Origin of the sequence: Pseudomonas sp. PDM31 (assembly GCF_019218965.1) — a bacterium.
Classification (GTDB): Bacteria; Pseudomonadota; Gammaproteobacteria; order Pseudomonadales; family Pseudomonadaceae; genus Aquipseudomonas.
In genome coordinates this window covers 319289-340245 of the sequence record NZ_JAHUWS010000001.1, presented here as the reverse complement: position 1 = coordinate 340245, position 20957 = coordinate 319289, and the positions used below count along the sequence as shown (strand labels likewise).

Below are 20957 nucleotides of genomic sequence, written 5' to 3'. Positions count from 1 at the left end.
TCTGTACAACCTAGGTAGTTTTCAGGCCGTGAATGGCATTCATTCCCGGCGGCAATCGCGAGAAGACTCATGCTCATCGGTAACTATTCACCCACACTGGTTATCATTTCCCTCTGTGTAGCGATCCTGGCGTCATACACCGCACTTGATCTGTCCGGGCGTATCGCCACTGCCAAGGGCCGGGCCGCGCACTTATGGACGGTGGGCGGCGCGATTGCCATGGGCGTCGGGGTTTGGTCGATGCACTTTATCGGCATGCTCGCGTTCAAGCTCCCGATCCAACTGGGCTACGACATCCCCATTACGCTGCTGTCGTTGTTGATCGGCGTTCTTTCCTGCGGTTTCGCCCTATGGCTGGTCAGCCAGCCGCGACTGCCCGCCTGGCAACTGTCATTCGGTGCACTGGTCATGGGGGCCGGTATCTGTGCCATGCATTACACCGGCATGGCCGCGATGCGCATGCAACCGGGCATTGATTACGACCCGACGCTGTTCGGCGCATCGCTGATCATCGCGGTGGGCGCCTCGGGTGCGGCGCTGTGGATCGCCTTTCGCCTGCGCCAGCACGCACCTTACGTGCGTGTGATCCGTGCCGGTGCGGCGGTGATCATGGGTATCGCCATCGTCGGCATGCACTACACCGGCATGGCCGCGGCGCGCTTTGCCGACGGCAGCTTTTGCGGGGCGGCCGCCACCGGCCTGAATGGCAAGGGCCTGGATAACCTGGTGCTGATCACCACATTGGCGGTATTGAGCATTGCCTTGCTGACTTCGATCCTCGATGCGCGACTGGCCCGTACCGCGAGCCTTGCGCAGTCGCTGACCGTGGCAAACCGTGAACTGACCCAACTGGCCTCGCATGACACCTTGACCGGTCTGCCAAATCGTATGTTGCTCGCTGAGCGAATCGATCAGGCGATGGCGCGAGTGCAGGAGGAGGGCGGCTGCATTGCACTGATGTTCATCGACCTGGATGGCTTCAAACCGGTTAATGATGCCTTCGGGCACCACATGGGTGATCTATTGCTGCGCGAAGTCGCCCTGCGCCTGCGCGAGGATCTGCGCAGCAACGACACCCTGGCGCGTATCGGTGGCGATGAGTTCGTGCTACTGGTGCGACTGGCCAGACAGAATGACGCCTTGATTCTCGCCGCTCGACAGGTCGGTTTGATCGCTCGTTCGTTCCGGGTCAACGAACATGATTTGCAGATATCCGCCAGCATCGGGATCGCGCTCTATCCGGGCAATGGCCAGACCGCCCACGAATTGCTGACCAATGCCGATGCGGCGATGTATCAAGCCAAAGGCGCAGGTAAAAACGGCTACAGCTTTTTTGACGCTTCGATGAACAGTCTTGGGTGCGACCAGCCGCAATTGCAGCAAGACCTGAGTCATGCCGTGGAACAGCAACAATTGCGCCTGCATTACCAGCCCAGGTTCGATGCCTCCAGTGGCCGCCCGGTGGGTGGCGAGGCACTGTTGCGCTGGGAGCACCCGACCCAGGGCTTGCTGCTGGCGGACAAATTCATCGACCTGGCGCAAAAGCCCGGCCTGATCATTTCGATCGGCGAGTGGATGCTCAATGAAGCTTGCCAGCAGATGCGCCAGTGGTACCTGCTGGGACACACCGGGTGGCGCATTGCGGTGAATCTTTCGGCTATCGAATTTTGCCACGCAGGTCTGGTTCAAAGTGTTGCCAAAGCGCTGGCCACCCATCAGTTGCCGCCCAATTGCCTGACCCTGCAAATCACTGAGACCACCGCCATGAGCGATGCCGATGCAAGCATGGTGGTGCTGCAGGAACTGTCGCAAATGGGTATTGACCTGTGCATCAATGACTTTGGCTCCGGTTATTCGAGCCTTAAATACCTCAAGCGCCTGCCGGTCAACGAACTGAAGATCGACCGCAGCCTGGTCCTTGACCTGGAGCGCGACAGTGAGGACGCCGCCATTGTCTCGGCCATTGTCGCCCTCGGCCAGTCCCTGGGGTTGCGCATCGCCGCCGAAGGAGTGGAAACCGGATCGCAGCAGGATTTGCTGACCCGGCTCGGCTGCGAATCGCTGCAGGGTTGCCTGCTGGGACATCCGCTGCCGGCTGAGCGGTTCATGGTGGCAATTCATCGTGGGGAGCAGTTGGAGGCGGTTTGAACCTGCGCGTAATCTTTCATCGCGGCCAAGCCTCGCTACAGGTGACCGCATTCCCATGCAGGAGCGCGCATGCTCGCGATGGTGGTTAACGATGTCGCGGGGTGTCTGGTTCGCCGCGGTGGTCTTGAGTCCATCACGATCAGGCTCGCTTCAGGTTTTACATGGCCTGTAGCACCGAGGCTTGCCCGTGATGGCGTCAGCAGATGACATTGCTAGCGCCATGCAAAAACCTGAAATGGCGGTTATTCTTCCCCCGTACCGCTTAAGCGTTGATTGGGGAGAAAACTCACATGGATAAAGTCATCGTCATCACCGGCGGCAGCCGTGGTATCGGAGCCGCCACCGCGCTACTGGCTGCTGCGCAGGGCTACCGGATCTGCATCAACTATCTGGCCGACGAACAGGCGGCCCTTAGTGTGCTGGAGCAAGTGCGTGGCCTTGGCGCCCAGGCCATAGCCGTGCGGGCGGATGTCAGTATCGAAGACGAAGTCATCGCTTTGTTCAATCGCGTGGACAGTGAGTTGGGGCGGGTCACGGCGTTGGTGAACAACGCCGGAACTGTCGGGCAGAAGTCCCGGGTCGACGAAATGTCGGAATTTCGCATTCTCAAAATCCTCAAGACCAACATTCTTGCGCCGATGCTTTGCGCCAAGCATGCGATCCTGCGCATGTCGCCCAAGCACGGCGGGCAGGGCGGCAGCATCGTCAACGTGTCCTCGGTGGCCGCCCGCCTGGGCGCGCCGAACGAGTACGTCGACTATGCCGCATCCAAGGGCGCACTGGACACCTTCACTATCGGCCTGTCCAAGGAAGTGGCGGGCGAGGGGATTCGGGTCAACGCGGTGCGTCCCGGTTACATCTATACCGATTTCCATGCACTGAGCGGTGATCCTGACCGGGTCAGCAAACTGGAGTCGGCGATCCCGATGGCGCGGGGTGGGCGTCCGGATGAAGTGGCCGAGGCGATTGTGTGGTTGCTGTCGGACAAGGCATCTTATGCGACGGGGACTTTTGTTGATCTGGGCGGTGGGCGGTAGACAGACAACACCAAGCCTTCAGAAAGACCTGACTATCCTGCCCAAGGTCTCCATCGCCTTCTCGGCAGCCTCATCCCACGGGCTGCCATAATTCAACCGGATGCAATTGCTGAAACGCTGCGCCGGCGAAAAGATTGGCCCCGGCGCAATACTGATGCCCTGTGCCAGGGCCATCTGAAACAACTTCAGCGAATCCATCTGCGGCGGCAACTCCAGCCACAAAAAGTACCCGCCTGCTGGCTGGCTAACCCGCGTCTGTGCCGGGAAGTAGCGGGCGATGGCGGCAAGCATGGCGGTTTGCTGATCTTCCAGCGCTTGACGCAGTTTGCGCAGATGTCGGTCATATCCACCGTGCTGCAGATAATCGGCGATGGCAGCCTGGGCCGGCATCGAAGCGCACAGCGAAGTCATGAGCTTGAGCCGTTCGATCTTTTGCGCAAAGCGCCCGGCCGCAACCCAGCCAATGCGGTAACCCGGGGCCAGGCTTTTGGCGAACGAACCACAGTGCATCACCAATCCTTGGGTATCAAACGCCTTGGCCGGTTTGGGCGCCTGCTGGCCGTAATACAACTCGGCATAGACGTCGTCTTCGATCAGTGGCACCTGGTGGCTGCGCAAGAGCTCAACCAGTTCCTGTTTCTTCGCCTCGGGCATGGTCGCGCCCATGGGGTTCTGAAAGCTGGTCATGCACCAGCAGGCTTTGATTGGGTGCCGCTCCAGGGTTTGCGCGAGCATGCCGAGGTCGATGCCGTCGCGCGGGTGTACCGGGATTTCCACGGCCTTGAGTTTCAAGCGCTCGAGGATTTGCAGGCAGGCGTAGAAAGCCGGGGCTTCGATTGCCACCAGATCACCGGGTTGAGTCACCGCTTGCAGGCACAGGTTGAGTGCCTCCAGGGCGCCGTTGGTGATCAGCAGTTCTTCCATGGGCAGCATCAGGCCGCCGACCATGTAGCGCAGGGCGATCTGTCGGCGCAAGTGCGGGTTTCCCGGGGACATGTCGGTGACCACCATGCGCGGGTCCATATCCCGCGTGGCACTGGCCAGCGAGCGTGACAGCCGTTGCAGCGGAAACAGGGTCGGGCTGGGGAAGGCCGAACCGAAGGGCACGGTATTGGGGTCCTTGATCGAATCGAGCACCGAGAACACCAGTTCGCTGACGTCGACTTCAGTGGTTTCGCTGACCTGACTGCTGATCACCGGCTCGGAAAACGGCGTTGGGGCATGGGCGTTGACGAAATAGCCGGAACGCGGGCGCGCACGGATCAGGCCGCGGCGCTCCAGCAGGTAGTAGGCCTGGAATACGGTGGAAGGGCTGACGCCGTAAGTCTGGCTGGCGTAGCGCACCGATGGTACGCGCTGGCCTGGGCCCAGGACGCCGCAGCGGATCAGTTCAGCGATGTCGTCGGCGAATTTTTCGTAGCGTTTCATCGGGGGCCTTGTTGCCAGTTGTGTTTGTGGTGTGTCAGGGGGAACTGCCCTCACCCTAACCCTCTCCCAGAGGGAGAGGGGACTGATCGTGGTGTGTCAGGAATAGGGCGACCTGAATTATCCGGGCGAACTGAGGTTTAAAAAGCCCTCACCCTAACCCTCTCCCAGAGGGAGAGGGGACTGATCGTGGTGTTTGTCAGGAATACGGCGACCTGAATTATCCGGGCGAACTGGGGTTTAAAAAGCCCTCACCCTAACCCTCTCCCAGGGGTAGAGGGGACTGATCGTGGTGTTTGTCAGGAATACGGCGACCTGAATTATCCGGGCGAACTGGGGTTTAAAAAGCCCTCATCCTAACCCTCTCCCAGGGGTAGAGGGGACTGATCGTGGTGTTTGTCAGGAGTACGGCGACCTGAACTATTCAGGCGAACAAAGCTTTTGAAAACGCTGAAGATCGGCTCCCTTTCCCCTCGCCCCCTCTGGGGGAGAGGGATGGGCGGGCGGCGTTCCGATGAGGGGGTGGATTTTAGCCTCAACGATTCACCGGGGAAACAAACCGACTCTTCGCCACGCTGTAAATCTGCGGTTCGTCGCTGTCGATAACCTTGAAACTGATACTTTGCGAGCTGCTTCTCGGCCGTTCCGTGGTCATGGCTACCGACACCGGCACATCGACAATCTCCCCGGGAGCCAGGCTAAACCCGGTTTTGCCCTGCAACTCAAAGCCGTCGCCATCGACCAGTGTCAGCCGATAATCCTGGCGCTGCTGTGTCTTGTTGATCACCTTCAGGCTATAGATATTCTCGATCTGCCCCTGGCTGTTTTCCCGGAACAGGCCGCGGTCCTTGCTGACGTCCAGCGACACCATCGGGCGCTCGACCAGTGCGACCACCAGTGCAGCGATCATCACCAGCAACACGGCGCCATAGCCAATCAAACGCGGACGCAGCAGGTGGGTCTTGCCACCTTGCAACTGATGCTCGGAGGTGTAGCTGATCAGCCCGCGGGCATAGCCCATCTTGTCCATGATCGAGTCGCAGGCGTCGATGCACGCCGCACAACCTATGCATTCCATTTGCAAGCCGTCGCGGATGTCGATGCCGGTCGGGCAGACCTGCACGCACAGTTGGCAGTCGATGCAATCGCCGAGGCCGACTTCGGCGGGTTTGACTTCGCGTTTGCGCGGGCCTCGGTTTTCGCCACGGGCCACGTCGTAGGAAATGGTCAGGGTGTCTTTGTCGAACATCACGCTCTGGAACCGTGCATAGGGGCACATGTGCATGCACACCGCTTCGCGCAGCCAGCCGGCATTGATATAGGTGGCGCCGGTAAAAAACAGCACCCAGAACAGGCTTGCGCCGCTCATCTGCAGGGTCAGCAACTCTTCGGCGAGCGGGCGGATCGGTGTGAAATAGCCAACGAAGGTCAGGCCGGTCAGCAAGCTGATAGCCAGCCACAGCGTGTGTTTGGCCGAGCGGCGCATCAGCTTGTTCAGGCCCCAGGGCGCTGCTTGCAGTTTGATTCGCTGATTGCGTTCGCCTTCGGTGACTTTCTCGCACCACATGAAAATCCAGGTCCACGAACTCTGCGGGCAGGTGTAGCCGCACCAGACTCGGCCGGCAAACACCGTGATCGCGAACAGGCCGAACGCGGCGATGATCAACAGCGCCGACAGCAGAATGAAATCCTGCGGCCAGAAGGTCGCACCAAATATGTGGAATTTGCTTTCGCCAAGATCCCATAGCACAGCCTGACGGCCACCCCAATCGAGCCATACCGTGCCGAAAAACAGCAAAAACAGCAGACTCGCGCCGCTGATGCGCAAGTTACGGTACAGGCCGGTGAAACTGCGGGTGTGGATCAGGTTGTCGCTGGTTGCGGCCTTCTTTTTCGTGCGTGAAGGCTCATAGGTTTCAACGGTTCGGACGGGGATTCTCTCGCTCATGGTCTTTCGCTCATCAGCCTCCATCAGGCATGAGCACTATGGGCGGTGATCTGTTTGCATAACAGACTCAGGTAAAGCAATAAAAAGCGGATCAGATGGCCTTTGAACGCTTGCCTGCAGCAAGTTGAAGCACCTTTTACTTGCAAGTACAGACGCCTGTATCAGACGTCTGCGTCGGTTGTTGATCAAGGTCCGTCAAACCACCGAATCACCATCCGTTTCCTTCAAGTGCCGGCGGCCATCCACTGCGCCTGCTACGGTCAATGCGTCGGCTTCAGCTTCGGTGATGTAGATGCGCTGGCCGCTGAGATCCACCGCCGACATGGCTTTTTCTCCGTCGGTGATGATGGTCACATCGGGGCACAGGCGAATCTCTTCGCCATTTTCAGTGGTCAGGAAACAGGTCTGGTTTTCGATGCGCACGGTCATGGCGTGATCCTTTTTTTACAGGGGCCTGAAACATTAGGGCGTCAGCGCGGGTCATCGTTCTATGCAGCCGATTAATGGTCACTGCGATCACTCTCCAAGGCCCTCCATACAAGGACAACAACATGAACGCCTGGTGGCATGAAGTATGGGCAACCCTGCAAGCGGAGTTCGCCGACATCGGCGATGCCTCACAGCTGACCCGGGTTACCGTGCGCCTGTTGACTGCTGCGTTGCTCGGCGGAATTCTCGGTTTCGAGCGTGAACACAAAGGCAAGGCTGCCGGGGTTCGTACCCACATGCTGGTAGCGATCGGTGCCGCATTGTTTGTGTTGGTCCCGCAGATGTCCGGCTCCCAGGCCGACGCCATGAGCCGGGTGATCCAGGGCGTCATCGCCGGCATCGGCTTCCTTTGCGCCGGCACCATCCTGAAAAACAACGAGGGCGACGAAGGCCACGTGCAGGGCCTGACCACCGCCGCCGGCCTGTGGATGACCGCCGCTATCGGTGTTTCGGCGGGGTTGGGCAGGGAAGCGACGGCGGTGCTCAGTACATTGTTGGCGTTGGGGGTTTTCAGTGTGATGCCGAGGATCGTGAAGATGCTCGACAAAAATCCGCCCGTGTAGGAACAGCCCTCGACAGCTCCTATACGGGCTAAACCATCACTGGTCAATGGTAGCGATTGTATTGTGAATGTGCGGTTAGTAGTTTGATTGTCGTTGCCAGTGTGCAGATAAAGAATAAGCTAATACAGCATGCGATAGACATGCTTTTAGCCGGGTCGTCGGTCATTAAATGTTTTGCGAAGCTTAGAGGGTTCGTCCAGCTTATAAAGTCTGTGATGTTGTTGGTGTCGGCGTCTGCCATGACCCCGGTTAGAACCAAGCATAATATTATGATGGCGGACAGTTCTCGAAAATGCCCTGTGCTTATGGGGAGAAATGTGATCAGTAAGCCGATACCGCAAAACATCAGAAAGCAAATGTATGAGCGTGCCACGATACTTGATAACTCTCCGAGTTCGAAGGCCCCGAAAGGCAGCTTTGTGGTCAGGTAAAAAATCAGGCAATAAAGGATTGATATTATCGAGTAGGCCACAAAATGGCTGATGATAAACGAAGCTTTTAATTTTTTACTGCAAAGGAAGCAGCGTATGAATACGCTTTCTCGACATTTCACAACATCAGATGAATATCCGGAGAGTGCAAGGCTTAATGAGATGTAGGCATAAAACCAGCCTGTCTCCAAGGCGTAATCACTTTGTAGGCGGCTTGTGTCTTGCGCGAAGATCGTCAACAAGCAGAACAAAGCGCAGGGTAATGCCAGAGCCCAGACAACAGTCGCGGGATCCTTTGTGCATTCTTTTATAAGTCGTATCGAACGCGGAAAAAATAACGGCGCTTTAGGGGTTCTCATTGCAAATCTCGCACTGATGGATTTTTTGTTGCTCCAGTGATTCAGTAGTCGAATGCGTGGAAGCTTGTTCGCGAGAAAGTGGGAGGCTTTTTGAAAGCTCATTTTTATTGAAATCGAATTGTCTGTGGTGTGCATGATCTTCCAGGTTTTTCAGGATCGAACTTTTTTCGATTTTCTCAGCAGGGTTTAACTTCGCTTGGAAGTATAAAAGCTCGTAGTTGTATATTTTCAAGGTCAGCCCAACCTTCAGTCAAATACTCATTGGGCGCATATGTAAGTGCGCTCTCTGTCCGACTTTTCATCAAGCTAAAAAAATCATGGCTGTACGCTCAGGGCGGGTGCTGGCCTATGTAAACTCATGCAACATATTTTCGTAAGAGGCAAAAGGGTGAAAAGTGCAGTACCAGATTGGTACTACAAAACGTTAGGAAAGGTCGCACGGATATTGAAAGTGGAATTAATTCCTACAGGGGCAGGTGTAGGAACTACCGAAAGCTACTCAAGCTTGCGGCGGTTCCTACTGGGAGTCATCGATCAACTGTCTTTAATTGGGCGCAACAATCACTGGCGGCATCGTTGTCGGTGGCTCTTCCCTGGGCGGCGGGACGGTGCCTGGAGGGTCCTGCTCCGGGACCGGTTGCGGATCGGTGGGGGGGATCACCGGGTCGTCGATGTTCGGGTCGGGTGTTTCGGCCGGGAATGGATTGGTCATGATTCGAGCCTCCAGTGGCACATGGCGTGAGTCGTGCTTAAGTTGGTTGACCACAACGGCAAGGATTTGATTCCGGCAATTTGCGCTGAACTTTTCCCGGCGCCAGCCGCTCGGAACCTAAGTGAGTCCATTACGGTGCACTCCGGCGGGGACTGACGACCAGACACAAGAGCGTCCTTTGGGCGTACAGGAGAGATGCTCGATGACGGCTGAAAAACCTGATGAGTTGAGCTACAACCCGCATATACCGCTGTCCCAGGCGCTGTTGTTACCGCGCATTGTCATTGAAAACATCATGCCGACCCTCGATGCCGGGCAGTTTGCCGTGAAGGCGGTGGCTGGGCAGGACGTGGTGGTGACGGCCAAGGTCTTTGCCGACGGCCACGACAAGTTGGCGGTGCGGGTGCGCTGGCGTGCCGAAGGCGAGGAAATCTGGCACAGCGAAAGACTGAGCGATCTGGGCAACAATGGCTGGCAGGGGCAGTTCAGGGTCCAAAGCCAAGGCCGATATCTGTACTGCATCGAAGCCTGGATCGACCAGTTCGCCAGTTTCCGTTATGAGTTGGAGAAAAAACACACTGCCGCTGTGCCGGTCAGCCTGGAATTGCAGGAGGGCCGGCAACAGGTGCAACAAGCCGCCGAACGCGCTGAAGGGCAGTTGAGCGAACAACTGGCAGCGTTACATCATGAATTGTCCGGCCTGCTCGAAACCGAGCAGGTCGCCCTGTTTTTGCACCAGCGTAGCGCAGACCTGATGGCCCAGGCCGATCACCGGGCTTATTTGAGCCTCAGTCCCGAGTTCCCGGTGGACGTCGAGCGCCAATTGGCCGAGTTCGCCAGTTGGTATGAGTTGTTCCCCCGCTCAATCACCGATGACCCGGCGCGACACGGCACTTTCAATGACGTGCATTCGCGCCTGGCGATGATTCAGGACATGGGTTTCGATGTGCTGTATTTTCCGCCGATCCATCCTATCGGGCGCAGCTATCGCAAAGGCCCCAACAACTCCTTGACCGCCGGCCCTGATGATCCGGGCAGCCCCTATGCCATTGGCAGCGAAGAGGGTGGGCACGAGGCGATTCATGCGCAACTCGGTAGCCGCGAAGACTTCCGGCGCCTGGTGGCGGCAGCCGCGGCCCATGGGCTGGAAATCGCCCTGGATTTTGCCATTCAGTGTTCCCAGGATCACCCCTGGCTCAAGCAGCATCCCGGTTGGTTCAATTGGCGGCCCGACGGCACAATCAAATACGCTGAGAACCCGCCGAAGAAGTACCAGGACATCGTCAACGTCGACTTTTATGCGGCCGAGGCGATTCCCAGTCTGTGGGTTGAACTGCGCGACATCGTGGTCGGCTGGGTGCTGGAGGGCGTGAAGATTTTTCGCGTCGACAACCCCCACACCAAGCCGTTGCCGTTTTGGCAATGGCTGATCGCCGATGTGCGGGCTTTGTACCCCGAGGTGATCTTCCTCGCCGAAGCCTTTACCACTCCGGCGATGATGGCGCGCCTCGGCAAGGTCGGTTACTCCCAGAGCTACACCTACTTCACCTGGCGCAACACCAAGACCGAACTGGCGACCTATTTCACCGAGCTCAACGCGTCGCCGTGGCGCGAATGCTACCGGCCGAATTTTTTCGTCAATACGCCGGATATCAACCCGGGGTTCCTGCACGAATCCGGGCGTCCCGGTTTTCTCATTCGTGCGGCGCTGGCGACCATGGGGTCGGGGCTGTGGGGCATGTACTCCGGTTTCGAGCTGTGCGAATCGGCGCCGGTGCCGGGCAAGGAGGAATACCTTGATTCGGAGAAGTACGAAATCCGCCCCCGGGACTTCAACGCTCCGGGCAACATCATTGCCGAAATCGCCCAACTCAATCGCATCCGCCGGCAGAACCCGGCGTTGCACACTCATCTGGGCTTGAAGGTCTACAACGCCTGGAACGACAACATTCTGTATTTCGGCAAACGCAGCGCCGATGGCAGCAATTTCATTTTAGTGGCGGTGAGCCTCGACCCGTACAACGTGCAGGAAGCCAACTTCGAGTTGCCGTTATGGGAAATGGGCTTGCCTGACGACGCCAGCACCCAGGGCGAAGACCTGATGAATGGCCATCGCTGGACCTGGCATGGCAAGTACCAGTTCATGCGGATCGACCCGGCTTATCAGCCGTTCGGAATCTGGAGGATTACCGCCTAGACCTCAAACCTGTGGGAGCGCGCCTGCTCGCGATAGCGATCAAATATTCAACATGGATATTGCCTGAACCACCGCTATCGCGAGCAGGCCCGCTCCTACAGGAAAATCGTTGCGCCAGGCGCTGCGACTTACCGAATTCAGCAGGAGTTTCAAATGGCGAAGAAACCCAAGGCAGCCACGTTCATCAAGGATCCGCTCTGGTACAAGGATGCGGTGATCTACCAGGTTCACGTCAAGTCATTTTTCGACTCAAACAACGACGGTATCGGCGACTTTCCCGGCCTGATCGCCAAACTTGATTACATTGCCGATCTGGGTGTCAACACCATCTGGCTGTTGCCATTCTACCCCTCGCCACGGCGCGATGACGGCTATGACATTGCCGAGTATCGCGGCGTGCACAGTGACTACGGGACCATGGCCGATGCCAAGCGCTTCATCGCCGAGGCGCATAAACGCGGGCTGCGGGTGATCACCGAGCTGGTCATCAATCACACCTCCGACCAGCACCCCTGGTTCCAGCGTGCGCGCAAGGCCAAACCGGGTTCGGCCGCCCGGGACTTCTACGTCTGGTCCGATGACGACCAGAAATACGACGGCACCCGCATCATCTTTCTCGACACCGAAAAGTCCAACTGGACATGGGACCCGGTCGCCGGCCAATACTTCTGGCATCGTTTCTACTCGCACCAGCCGGACCTGAACTTCGATAACCCGCAAGTCATGAAAGCGGTGCTGTCGGTCATGCGCTATTGGCTAGACATGGGCATCGACGGCCTGCGCCTGGACGCCATCCCGTACCTGATTGAGCGCGACGGCACCAACAACGAGAACCTGCCGGAAACCCATGTCGTCCTGAAGCAGATCCGCGCTGAAATCGACGCCAATTACCCAGACCGCATGTTGCTGGCCGAGGCCAACCAATGGCCCGAGGATACCCAGCTGTACTTCGGCGACACCGATAAAAAGGGCTTGAATGGCGACGAATGCCACATGGCCTTTCATTTTCCGTTGATGCCGCGCATGTACATGGCCCTGGCGCAGGAAGATCGCTTCCCGATCACCGATATCCTGCGCCAGACACCGGATATTCCCGCCAATTGCCAGTGGGCGATCTTCCTGCGCAATCATGATGAACTGACCCTGGAAATGGTCACCGACAAAGAGCGCGATTACCTGTGGAATTACTACGCCGCGGACCGCCGTGCGCGGATCAACCTGGGGATTCGCCGCAGACTTGCGCCGTTGCTGGAGCGCGACCGGCGTCGGGTGGAACTGCTCAACAGCCTGCTGCTGTCGATGCCCGGCACGCCGACCCTGTATTACGGCGATGAAATCGGCATGGGCGATAACATCTACCTCGGCGACCGCGACGGTGTGCGCACGCCGATGCAATGGTCGATCGACCGCAATGGCGGTTTCTCCCGCGCCGACCCGGCCAGCCTGGTGCTGCCGCCGATCATGGACCCGCAATACGGCTACCTGTCGGTCAACGTCGAAACCCAGGCCGGCGATCCTCACTCGCTGTTGAACTGGACCCGGCGTCTGCTCGCCGTGCGTAAACAATCGAAGGCCTTCGGCCGTGGCACTCTGAAGATGCTATCGCCGAGCAACCGCAGAATCCTCGCCTATACCCGTGAGTACACCGGCGCGGACGGCAAAACCGAGGTCATTCTGTGCGTGGCCAACGTATCGCGCAGCGCCCAGGCCGCCGAGCTCGATCTGTCGGCCTACGTCGGCATGGTTCCGGTGGAAATGCTCGGTGGCAATGCGTTCCCGCCCATCGGCCAATTGAATTTCCTCCTGACCCTGGCGCCTTATGGTTTCTACTGGTTCGGTCTCGCGGCGGAAAACCAGATGCCGAGCTGGCACGTGGAACCGGCGCAAAGCCTGCCGGACTTCACCACGCTGGTGCTGAAAAAGCGCATGGAAGAATTGCTCGAAAGCCCATCTCGCGACACCCTGGAGCAGGGCATCCTGCCGAACTGGCTGCAGAATCGCCGCTGGTTCGCCGGCAAGGACACCGCCATCGATCGGGTCGATCTGGCCTATGGCGTGCGCTTCGGTGACGCGCAGCATCCGGTGCTGTTCAGTGAAATCGAAGTCAGCAGTGGCGGTCAGACCAGTCGCTACCAACTACCGTTCGGCTTCCTCCCGGAAGATCAGGTCGGCGCCGCGCTGCCGCAGCAACTGGCGTTGTCCCGGGTCCGGCGCGGGCGTCAGGTCGGCTTGATCACCGATGCGTTCAGCCTGGAAACCTTTGTGCACGCGGTGCTCCAAGGCATCCAGAACGGTACGGTGTTGCAAACGAACGATGGCGACATTCGTTTCGTGGCCACCGCTGAACTGGACAAACTCGGGCTCAACGCAGAGTCGCCGGTGCGCTACCTGTCCGCCGAGCAGTCCAACAGCTCGGTGGTGATCGGCAACAGCCTGGTGCTGAAGCTGATCCGCAAGGTCGCCTCAGGCGTGCACCCTGAACTGGAAATGAGTGCTTTTCTGACCGAAGCCGGCTTCCACAATATCTCACCGCTACTGGGCGCTGTGGTGCGTCGGGACGCGGCAGGCGATGACAATTTGCTGATGATTGCCCAGGGCTATCTGAATAATCAGGGCGATGCCTGGGAGTGGACGCAGAACAACCTCGAACGGGCGTTGCGTGATGAGCTTGCCGATGCCATGTCCGAACAGGAGCAACACTACAACGCGCTGGGTGAACTGAAAGATTTCGCTGGCATGCTCGGGCAGCGCCTGGGTGAAATGCATCAGGTCCTGGCCTCCGGCAGTGGCAACCCGGACTTCGCGCCGCAGGTCACTTCGCACAAAGAAGCATTGGCCTCGGCCAAGGACGTCGCCGGACAGATCGAACACGCGCTGAAACTGCTCAAGCAGCATCAACACGAACTGAACCCGGGGGACAGGACTCTGGTCAGCCAGTTGCTGGACAATAAAAAAGCCATCCTCGCCCACGTCCTGGAACTGGGAAAACACACCGTCGGTGGCTTGAGGATTCGGGTGCACGGCGACCTGCATCTGGGCCAGGTGCTGGTGATCAAGGGCGATGCCTACCTCATCGACTTCGAAGGCGAGCCTGCACGGCCGTTGCACGAACGGCGGGGCAAACACAGCCCGTACAAAGATGTCAGCGGCGTGCTGCGCTCCTTCGACTACGCTGCGGCCATGGCGATCAACGTGCATAACGTCGACAACACGGCGTTGGCCGACGCCGCCCGCTTGCGGGTCACCGATCGTTATCTGAGTGAAGCGCGACAGGCATTTGTCGACGCTTATCGGCTGGCGGCAGCCAGCCTTGACCATGCGTGGCAAGATCGTGGAGGCGAAGATGCCGCGCTGGCGTTGTTCGGTCTGGAGAAGGCGGCGTATGAAGTGGCCTATGAGGCGGAAAATCGCCCCACCTGGCTGCCCGTGCCCTTGCACGGTTTATATGGATTATTAAGTGGACTTGAACCCTTTTCCGGTCTTGGTGGAGAGTAGTCATGAGTGTCACGAACAAGGAACAGGGTCAGCACAAGGAAGCGCTGCTACCCAAGGCGCGTGATATCGATGCGCTGGTGCGCGCCGAACATACAGATCCCTTTGCCATCCTCGGCCCCCACGACGACGGCGCTGGTGGGCAATTTATCCGGGCTTATCTGCCGGGTGCCCTGAGTGTGCAGGTTGTCGCCAGGGACTCCGGCGAAGAACTCGGCGACCTTGAGGACACGCAGACACCGGGATTGTTTGTCGGCCATTTCGACCGGGCGCAGCCGTATTTGCTGCGCGCCCGTTGGGCCGGTGGTGAGCAACTGGCCGAGGACCCGTATAGCTTCGGGCCGCTGCTGGGCGAAATGGATATGTATCTGTTCGCCGAAGGCAATCACCGCGACTTGAGTTCGTGCCTCGGTGCCCAGCTCAAAAACGTGGATGGCGTCGATGGCGTGCGTTTCGCAGTGTGGGCACCCAATGCACGGCGGGTGTCAGTGGTCGGCGACTTCAATGTCTGGGACGGACGCCGTCATCCGATGCGCCTGCGTCATCCAGCCGGGGTCTGGGAGTTGTTCATCCCGCGCCTGCAGGCCGGCGAGGCATACAAGTATGAAATTCTTGGCGCCCACGGCATTCTGCCGCTGAAGGCCGACCCGGTGGCGCTAGCCACTTCTTTGCCTCCGGATACCGCGTCGAAAGTCGCGTCGCCGCTGCAAGTCGACTGGCAGGACCAGGCGTGGATGCAGTCCCGGGGCGAACGTCAGTGCTCGAGCGCGCCGCTGTCGATCTATGAATTACATGCAGGCTCCTGGCAATGCGAGCTGGACGATCTGGGTGAAGTTGCCCGCCAGTACAGCTGGCCAGAACTCGCCGAACGGCTGATCCCGTACGTCAAGGACCTGGGTTTTACCCACATCGAACTGATGCCGATCATGGAGCATCCGTTCGGCGGGTCCTGGGGTTACCAGTTGCTGTCGCAATTCGCCCCGAGTGCGCGCTATGGCTCGCCGGACCAGTTTGGCGCATTCGTCAACGCTTGCCATCAGGCTGAAATCGGCGTGATTCTTGATTGGGTGCCGGCGCATTTTCCGACGGATACCCACGGCCTGGCGCAGTTCGACGGCACCGCGCTGTACGAGTATGGCAATCCCCAGGAAGGCTTCCATCAAGACTGGGACACGCTGATCTACAATCTGGGGCGCACCGAAGTACACGGCTACATGCTGGCGTCGGCGTTGCACTGGCTCAAACATTTCCACATCGATGGCCTGCGGGTCGATGCGGTGGCGTCGATGCTGTACCGCGACTACTCGCGCAAGGCCGGCGAGTGGGTGCCGAATCGGCATGGCGGCAGGGAGAACCTGGAAGCCATCGACTTCCTGCGCCACCTCAACGACGTGGTGGCCCTGGAGGCGCCGGGCGCGCTGGTGATCGCCGAAGAGTCCACGGCATGGCCGGGCGTGAGCCAGAGCACCCAGCAGGGCGGCTTGGGCTTTGCCTACAAATGGAACATGGGCTGGATGCACGATTCGCTGCATTACATCCAGCAGGACCCCATGTATCGCGCCCATCACCACAACGAACTGAGTTTCGGACTGGTGTATGCCTGGTCCGAGCGTTTCATCCTGCCGATTTCCCACGATGAGGTGGTGCACGGCAAGCACTCGCTGATCGACAAGATGCCCGGCGACCGCTGGCAGAAATTTGCCAACTTGCGCGCCTACCTGAGTTTCATGTGGACCCATCCGGGCAAGAAGCTGCTGTTCATGGGCTGCGAGTTCGGCCAATGGCGAGAGTGGAATCACGATCAACAGCTGGACTGGTATTTGCTGCAGTATCCAGAGCACAAGGGCGTGCAGAAACTGGTCGGTGACCTCAACCGTCTGTACCGCGAAGTACCGGCGCTGCATGAGCAGGATGATGTGCCACAAGGCTTCCAGTGGTTGATCGGTGACGATGCGATCAACAGCGTTTATGCCTGGCTGCGCTGGAGCAAAGAGGGCGAGCCGGTGCTGGTGGTGGCGAACTTCACGCCGGTGCCGCGAGAGGCTTATCGCGTTGGCGTACCGCTTGCCGGGCACTGGAAGGAGTTGCTCAACAGTGATTCGGCCACCTATGCCGGCTCCAATTATGGCAACAGTGGCGGCACCTCCACCGAGGCCATTGCCAGTCATGGGCAGGCGATGTCGCTGGTGCTGAACCTGCCACCGTTGGCCGTGTTGATTTTGCACCCGCAGGGTTGAACCGGGCCGCACCGCCGCTCCTACAGGGACCATCGGGTCTTTGCAGGAGCGGCGCAGCAGCAAGCCGACGGTCACACAAGCCGCGCGCCAGAGCTTTTCATCAGCATTACCAGCGGCCCCTGAGGCCCATGTTGACGAACGTTCCACGCTGCTGGTTGCTGTCGATATTACTGGTGTAGTCGAGACCTGTGTACAGGCTGACCGCATCCGAAAGACGCACTACCACACCGGCGCCGAGATCGGCCGATGAGCTGCGTTGTTGGCTGTCGATCTTGTCCCGGTGATCAAATGTGGTGGTATCGGTTGCGGAAAAAGTGTGCCAGAGATTGGCGCGCAGATAGGGTTCCACCGGCCGGCCACTGACTTCGTAACGCCCCTTCAGGCGCGCGCCGACACGTCCGGTCCAAGCGCTGTCGGAGTCGAACGAGACATGGGAAATGCCATCGTCCTGGCTGTCGAGCTCGACCTTCTGATAGATCGCCTGCACCTGGGGTTCGACTACCCAGTTGGCGGCCACCGGGAATGGGTGACCGGCTTCTGCTGAAAGCGTTACCACCTTGCCTTCGTTGTCGATCTTCAGGCCGCGCTCGGAGCGATTGTCGCCGTCGAGCCAGGTGTACATCGCCACGAGGTCCAGGTAGGCACCACGAGGATCAATCAGGGTCCAGTACCCACCAAGGTAGTCGCCTTCAAGATCCATCTTGCCGGCATGCTTGCCTTCGAAACCCTCGTTGAAACCAAAGACGTCGCCTTTGAGACGGCTGTGACCGACGAAAACACCGCTGCGCTGGGTTTGTCCGCCGGCCCATTGCGAACTGTACACATCGTTACCGACCTGAAAGCCCTTGATCGATCCGTCGACTCGCGGGTTGACGGTGCCGGCCCATGTCTGGTCAAGGTTCTTGCCATAGATCCGGCCCCAACCAGCACTAAAGGCGCCGGTTTCGGTGAGCAGGCGCTGGTCGCCCTGGCGGTCATGGAAAGTGCCGAGGGCGTTGAGGGCCAGTTGTGCAGCGGCTGGCGGCATCACCGACCAGACCGGGACTTCCGGTCGGTACAGGGGAATCGGCGCAGCACCCGGTTGCGCCGCAGGCAGCACCGGCGCTTGAATGGCTATAGCCTCTTGATCTCCCGTACCTCCGGTATCCACCACGATTGGCGCCGCCACGGGGACAGTCACTATCGGTACCAGGATCGGCGGCAATGCCGGGTTCGGATTGGGCACGGCGACCACGGGTGGCGCGACCACGGAGGAGCGCAGGTACCAGCTGTTTTCGCTGCCGGCGGTCACGCCGCCCTTGAACAGGTAGTACTGGTAGGCTCCCACCGACAGCGGGCCTTTGAGCGCGAAGGCCTTACTGTCGCTCACGGCCTGGCCCTGCGCCTCTACTACCTGTATGCCGTTTTGCTGGGTCAGGGCCCCCAGACCTCCGACGTTGTTCACGGTAATCAGGGTGTTGCCGGTCAATGTCCCGTCGCTGACCACCAGCTTGTCGCTCGGAGAGCTGTCATCGCCCAAGCTGGCTTGCAGGAGCAACTTGCCATTGTTGCCCACGTAATTGCCGTGAACGGTGAAGGTGTCGCTGGTGCCGGAGGTGGCTCTGGCGAGGTCGATGGTCCCGCCGTTGTTCAAGGTGGCGAGCTGTCCGGCAGTGAACGGAGTCAGACTGCCGTTGGCGGACGTCAGCGTACTACTGCCGTCAATGTTGAGTACACCGGTGCCGCTGCTGTTGTCACCCAGTTGCAAGGCCCCGTCGAGGTCCAGGTGCGAGCCGTTGTTGAGATTGACCGTTTCCCAGTTGATGTAGCGCTCGACGCCGGAGGAGGTCGTATTGTCGAAGGTCAACTGGTCGTTGTCGCTGCCACCATCGACGCTTGGCGTGTGGGCCAGGACGCTGTTGTCGAGATGGCTCAGGGTTGCGCGATCATTACCCGCACCCATGAGGATGGCGGAGAGGATGGTCCCGTCACCGCTCCACACCAGGGTGTCATCGCCGGCGCTGGCACGGATCTCGCCGGCGATTTCGCCGCCAGTCACGGTGATGCTGTCATTGCCACCGCTGACACTGACATTGCCACCAATCTGGCCCCCGGAAATGATAATGGTGTCGGTGCCGAAACCGGTGACCAGGTTGCCGAGGATCCGCCCGGCTTTGAGGTCGAAAATATTGTTGTCGAGTTTCATGTCGACCCGACCAATGCTGCCGCCGGTCATTTGAGCGACGTCGCCGTCCTCGAAGGCGCCAACGATAGTGCCACCAGTCATCTGGAAGGTATCGCGACCGTCTCCCTGGGCCAGGGACTTGATGGTGCCGCCGTTCATGACGAAATCGTCGACGCCATTGCCCTGATTGACCGCCCCGGTGACCTGCCCGCCGTCGATGGTGAGAGTGTCGTTGCCGTCACCCTGATCGAGGGTGCCATCCAGAGTGCCCGAGCCGATGGTCACGCGGTCGGCGCCGGCACCGAAGGCTACATTGCCATTGATGGTGCCGGTGCCTGTGAGGGTCAGGCTGTTATTGCCGAACAGATCGGTGAGCGGCCCGCTGGTGCCGCTGTCACAGGTGAAACTGTCATTGCCGGCGCCGGGGGTGAGGGTACAGGCCGCCTGGCTTGGCTGAGACCAGCTGGCACATAACCAGATTGAAAACAGGCAGGTGATGTAGCGGTACTTGGGCAGGTCGGACGAAATTTCCATGTTTGTCTCCGCGAATGGTTCGGCGCCGCTTTCCGTCATCTTGGCGAGAGTGAGCGGCCGCCCTCGGCAGCACCAGTTGCGAGACAACATCAACGGGACAACATGAACCCGGACAACAAACTTCAGCAACGCAGGCTACAAGTGAGTCGCAAGCCTTTTTCGATAGTCGATTCAGGCTCGAAACCAACGTAGCAACTTGAGCAGGGTTCAACAACTGTCAGAAATTACAGGTCGGGTGTGGGAGGTGCGCCTGAAACAGTCGATTGATATTCGATCAGAGATGAACTTCCACCGTCAGGGGCAAATGGTCAGACAGGTGCGTCCACGGCTTGTTTCCGAGGATTTGCGGGGCATGACTGCGGGCGTTGCGCAGGTAAATCCGGTCCAGACGCAACAGCGGAAAGCGCGCGGGATAGGTTTTGGCGGGGCGCCCATGATGACGCTCGAAGGCTTCGTGCAGGTAATCGCGGCGGGCGAGGGCGGCGTTACCTTGCAGTTTCCAGTCGTTGAAATCACCGGCAATGATCACCGGTGCGTCATCGGGCAAGGATTCCAGCAGTTGACAGAGCAACTGCAGCTGCAACTGGCGATGGCTCTCAAGCAGGCTCAGGTGCACGCAGATCGCATGGACCTCTGCGTGACCCGGTACATCCAGCACGCAGTGCAGCAGGCCCCGGCGTTCCGGGCCGGTAATGGAGACGTCGAGGTTGCGGTATTCGCGGATCGGGTATTTCGACAACAGCGCGTTACCATGATGACCGTCCGGGTAGACGGCGTTGCGGCCATAGGCGAAATCGCTCCACATGCTGTCGGCGAGGAACTCGTATTGCGAGGTTTGCGGCCAATCGTCGTAGCGCGAAGAGTGGCGCTCATGTTCGCCGACGACTTCCTGCAGAAACACCAGATCGGCCGAGGTACTGCGCACCGCTTCCCGCAGCTCCGGAAGGATGAAGCGGCGGTTGAACGCAGTGAAGCCTTTGTGGGTATTGACCGTCAGAACGCGTAGCAGGTGAACCGCTGGCGGGGAGTTCAATGGCGCGGCCTCGGCCGCCTGAGACTTCGAATTGCTGGCCACATTCACTCCTCTGTTTCACGCTTGCCTATGCATGCGACTGATGCCCCGGTGGGCAGTTCAGTTTTGTCTCGATAAGTGTAGGCGTTGCCGCAAGCCGGTCCACACAGATGCCACATCACACGACACAAGACTTGCAGGAGCAGGCT

The 20957-nt window shown here is 59.1% G+C and carries 13 protein-coding genes; 6 read left to right on the top strand and 7 right to left on the bottom strand.

Annotated features, from left to right (window positions below; translation table 11 throughout):
- Positions 1-69 precede the first annotated feature (69 nt).
- Together KW839_RS01335 and KW839_RS01330 are read left to right on the top strand one after the other, a co-directional pair.
- The gene (locus KW839_RS01335) at positions 70-2148 is read left to right on the top strand and encodes a bifunctional diguanylate cyclase/phosphodiesterase (protein ID WP_218423146.1); all 2079 of its coding nucleotides are present in this window, start codon (positions 70-72) and stop codon (positions 2146-2148) included.
- A 290-nt stretch (positions 2149-2438) separates the two neighbouring features.
- Positions 2439-3185, top strand: a complete 747-nt coding sequence (locus KW839_RS01330; protein ID WP_060542261.1) for an SDR family oxidoreductase — start codon at positions 2439-2441, stop codon at positions 3183-3185.
- Between the two features lie 18 nt (positions 3186-3203).
- Here the strand turns inward: KW839_RS01330 and mapR are convergent, their stop codons facing one another.
- The 3 genes from mapR to KW839_RS01315 all read right to left on the bottom strand — a co-directional run bounded on the left by mapR (position 3204) and on the right by KW839_RS01315 (position 6987).
- Entirely contained in the window at positions 3204-4613 is a 1410-nt protein-coding gene (gene mapR, locus KW839_RS01325) for a GntR family transcriptional regulator MpaR (RefSeq protein WP_218423145.1), read from the bottom strand.
- 532 nt (positions 4614-5145) lie between these two features.
- The gene (ccoG, locus tag KW839_RS01320) at positions 5146-6558 is read right to left on the bottom strand and encodes a cytochrome c oxidase accessory protein CcoG (RefSeq protein ID WP_218423144.1); all 1413 of its coding nucleotides are present in this window, start codon (positions 6556-6558) and stop codon (positions 5146-5148) included.
- A gap of 195 nt (positions 6559-6753) precedes the next feature.
- The gene (locus KW839_RS01315; RefSeq protein WP_218423143.1) at positions 6754-6987 is read right to left on the bottom strand and encodes a DUF3203 family protein; all 234 of its coding nucleotides are present in this window, start codon (positions 6985-6987) and stop codon (positions 6754-6756) included.
- A gap of 122 nt (positions 6988-7109) precedes the next feature.
- On the opposite strand from KW839_RS01315, the gene KW839_RS01310 reads away from it, so the two are divergent.
- Positions 7110-7610 carry an MgtC/SapB family protein gene (locus tag KW839_RS01310; RefSeq protein ID WP_218423142.1) on the top strand — a complete coding sequence of 167 codons (501 nt, stop codon included), beginning with the start codon at positions 7110-7112 and terminating at the stop codon, positions 7608-7610.
- 43 nt (positions 7611-7653) lie between these two features.
- Here the strand turns inward: KW839_RS01310 and KW839_RS01305 are convergent, their stop codons facing one another.
- Both KW839_RS01305 and KW839_RS01300 read right to left on the bottom strand, forming a co-directional pair.
- Positions 7654-8535 (bottom strand): ABC transporter permease, encoded by an 882-nt coding sequence (locus KW839_RS01305; protein WP_218423141.1) that lies wholly within the window; start codon positions 8533-8535, stop codon positions 7654-7656.
- Between the two features lie 409 nt (positions 8536-8944).
- Complete coding sequence (locus KW839_RS01300) at positions 8945-9112, bottom strand: hypothetical protein (protein WP_218423140.1); 168 nt, start codon at positions 9110-9112, stop codon at positions 8945-8947.
- Between the two features lie 202 nt (positions 9113-9314).
- On the opposite strand from KW839_RS01300, the gene KW839_RS01295 reads away from it, so the two are divergent.
- From KW839_RS01295 to glgB, 3 genes are all read left to right on the top strand, one after another.
- On the top strand, positions 9315-11309 hold the full coding sequence (locus KW839_RS01295) for an alpha-1,4-glucan--maltose-1-phosphate maltosyltransferase (protein ID WP_218423139.1): 1995 nt from the start codon (positions 9315-9317) through the stop codon (positions 11307-11309).
- Positions 11310-11462: 153 nt separating this feature from the next.
- Positions 11463-14804, top strand: a complete 3342-nt coding sequence (gene treS / locus KW839_RS01290) for a maltose alpha-D-glucosyltransferase (RefSeq protein ID WP_218423138.1) — start codon at positions 11463-11465, stop codon at positions 14802-14804.
- A 2-nt stretch (positions 14805-14806) separates the two neighbouring features.
- On the top strand, positions 14807-17038 hold the full coding sequence (glgB, locus tag KW839_RS01285; RefSeq protein ID WP_218423137.1) for a 1,4-alpha-glucan branching protein GlgB: 2232 nt from the start codon (positions 14807-14809) through the stop codon (positions 17036-17038).
- Between the two features lie 106 nt (positions 17039-17144).
- Here the strand turns inward: glgB and KW839_RS01280 are convergent, their stop codons facing one another.
- Complete coding sequence (locus tag KW839_RS01280) at positions 17145-19736, bottom strand: autotransporter outer membrane beta-barrel domain-containing protein (protein WP_218423136.1); 2592 nt, start codon at positions 19734-19736, stop codon at positions 17145-17147.
- Positions 19737-20010: 274 nt separating this feature from the next.
- Complete coding sequence (locus KW839_RS01275; protein ID WP_060542251.1) at positions 20011-20811, bottom strand: endonuclease/exonuclease/phosphatase family protein; 801 nt, start codon at positions 20809-20811, stop codon at positions 20011-20013.
- Positions 20812-20957 lie beyond the last annotated feature (146 nt).